At 65.9% G+C, this 554-nt stretch carries 1 protein-coding gene; it reads right to left on the bottom strand.

The window, feature by feature from the left end; genetic code table 11:
* A partial coding sequence (locus J5M73_RS30965) for a hypothetical protein (protein ID WP_207816861.1) occupies positions 1-554 on the bottom strand: 554 nt, incomplete at both ends.

A 554-nucleotide genomic window follows, 5' to 3' on the forward strand; every position in this document is an offset into this window, starting at 1 on the left:
GTGCGTGATCGTGCCGCCGTTGTCGTTGATCAGGGTAGTGGACGTGAGCGACAGATCCGTGCTGCGCGTCTGGATCAGGCCGTTGTTCGAGTTGTCGAGGGTGTCGGTAATCGCGACCGTCATCGGGCCGGTGCCGGTCTGCGTGACCGTCCCGCCGTGGTTCAGCAACGTCGTGCCGTTCAGCGAGACCGTCGCCGCATTGACCGTGCCCTGGGAGTTGTCCAGCGTCGCGCCGTTCAACACGGCGCTTTGACCCTCAACCCGGCCGCCGGCATTCGAAAGATGATTGCCGGCGTCGACGGTGGTAGTCTGTCCGGCGTGCAGCGCGCCATTACCGTTGTCGACGCTCTGGCCGATCACGTGCAGGTTCGCGTCGGCCGACATCGAGCCGCTGTTCGTGACCGTGTTCCCCTGTACGGTCACGTCGCCCTTGCCGCCGATGACGCCGCCCGGATCGCCACTCACGTTCGCGCCGGCCGCGTTCGTGAGTGCGCCGGTTGCCGTCACCGACAGGCCGTCTGCGTTCAGGGAAATCAGCCGGCCTGCCGAATTGT

It is taken from the genome of Pseudomonas sp. 50_B, from assembly GCF_017491625.1.
GTDB lineage: Bacteria > Pseudomonadota > Gammaproteobacteria > Pseudomonadales > Pseudomonadaceae > Aquipseudomonas > Aquipseudomonas danubii.